Source organism: Neobacillus sp. KR4-4 (genome assembly GCF_042136325.1).
GTDB lineage: Bacteria > Bacillota > Bacilli > Bacillales > Cytobacillaceae > Neobacillus.
The window spans coordinates 1-1875 of record NZ_JBHHJU010000068.1; the positions used below are offsets into that span (position 1 = coordinate 1).

General features: G+C 33.4%; 2 protein-coding genes. Both read left to right on the forward strand.

Features of this window, described 5'->3' with window-relative positions; all coding sequences use genetic code 11:
- The first annotated feature begins 258 nt into the window (after positions 1-258).
- Complete coding sequence (locus ACE198_RS27900; RefSeq protein WP_260871857.1) at positions 259-387, forward strand: hypothetical protein; 129 nt, start codon at positions 259-261, stop codon at positions 385-387.
- A 255-nt stretch (positions 388-642) separates the two neighbouring features.
- Positions 643-1647: a DUF3231 family protein gene (locus tag ACE198_RS27905; RefSeq protein ID WP_375377789.1), complete on the forward strand. Its 1005-nt coding sequence runs from the start codon at positions 643-645 to the stop codon at positions 1645-1647.
- Positions 1648-1875 lie beyond the last annotated feature (228 nt).

A 1875-nucleotide genomic window follows, 5' to 3' on the forward strand; every position in this document is an offset into this window, starting at 1 on the left:
TAGTTAAATAAGACAAAACCTTCCAATCATCAGTTAGTGGAAGGTTATTTGGCATGCATAATTTTAGTATATCATGACTAAATTTTATTTTTTATTGAAAAATATTGACAAACTATTAGCTGGTTTAGTTTAACAAGCCCTTTCTCATTTACTGCACATTTTCTTCGTTCAATGACGTAAGTATTTATGAAATAGATGCAAATAATTGGTTATACTTGGATAAACTAACTTTACAATTGTTTTACAAAGGAGAAACTTATGTTTAAGAAAAACAAAGACAGTACCATTATCTCACTAGGCTTGGTCGCTGCTTTCATTTCGACTATATTTAGTTTTGTTATTATTCGGTTACTATTGGATATCAAAGATCAAACAGGAAAAGGGTGATTCTTTTTCTGTTTTTTTCTTTTTCGTCGCTTTCTGTGTCAAATGAGGCATTAATAATTAATTCCTTTCTTCAAAAAAACTGCCCCGTGAGCACAAAAAGCAAAAAAGACCACCGAGGCGATCACATCATCCTGAACAAAAGCACCCGTTAGTTCAACAAGAAACTGCTCAACTATTATCATCTAAAAGGTTTAAGTCCAAAGAAACGCATATATATTTCTGTGTCAGTAAAAAATACGGAAGAGGTGAGAACAAATGGAAAATGATAATTTAAAACTTACATCTTCCGAAATAGGAACACTATGGGGGGAGTATGTTAACGGAACTATGACCGAGATAGTAAATAGGTATATGATTTCTATTTTGGAAGACGAATCAATAAAAAAAGTTTTTGAAATTGCCATTGGGACATGGGAAAAGCAAAAGAAGCAGCTTGTTTCCTTCATTGAGAAAGAGGGATTTCCAGTTCCTATTGGATTTACTGAGTCCGACCTTAATAAAGGTGCAGAGAGATTGTTTTCTGACACATTCTGCTTAAATTATTTACATGTTATGACTATGCATGGTTTGTTGGGTCATACAACTGCTTTATGTGTTTCTGTCAGAAAGGATCTACGGGAATTTTACAATTCATGTGATAATGATGCAAAAAGTATGTACGATTTAACCATTGAGTTATTGCTTAAAAAAGGAAAATTCCAACGAGACCCCTATTTCTATCCTAAAGAGAGCCCTGAATTTATTTCTACCAAAGATTTTACTGATGGATTCTTCGGTAAAGGGAGACTTTTATCTGCTACAGAAATAATCAGTATTTCTCTTAACATTAAAAAGAGCATTATGGCAAAAACTCTTTCAATCGGATTCAGTCAAGTCGCCGAATCGAAAGAAATAAGAAAGTTTTTTGAGGAATTAGAAAAAAAATCAGATGAAAACATACAAGCCCTTTCAGAAATTATGCACAAGGATAATTTGCCAATTCCAATGTCGTGGGAATCAGAGGTTACAACGTCAAAAGACTCTCCTTTTTCAGATAAATTAATGTTGTATCATATGGGTTTCTTGGCTCAAACTGCACAAGTATATTACGGGACAGGTCTAGCATCAGCCATGCGAACAGACCTAGCTGTTGTATATGAAAAAACAATTCTAAAAACATTAGCATTAACAAAAAATTGGTTCGATATTATGGTGAAAAACAAGTGGTTAGAACAGCCACCACTTGCTCCCAATAGAAAAGAACTTGCACAAGATAAATAAGATATATCCCTCATTAGTGAGGGGTATATTTTTAATTAGCTTTTTAATCTAAGGGATAATTCAAACATAAAGTAGTTATTTCCTTCTTAAACAAACCTGCCCCGTTAGCATTCCTGTAGAGAGTTAATTATTGACTTTGATAAAAAAAGAGCTCCTCAGTAAGATATGAGTATAGACACCACTCTAACTCAAACCTTAGGAGGAACCCCTACTATGAAGTTTAAAATG

Bases quoted from the DNA above. Each gene is read 5' to 3' on its own strand.
- ACE198_RS27905 (WP_375377789.1), top strand. From the start codon at position 643: ATGGAAAATGATAATTTAAAACTTACATCTTCCGAAATAGGAACACTA.
- ACE198_RS27900 (WP_260871857.1), top strand. From the start codon at position 259: ATGTTTAAGAAAAACAAAGACAGTACCATTATCTCACTAGGCTTGGTC.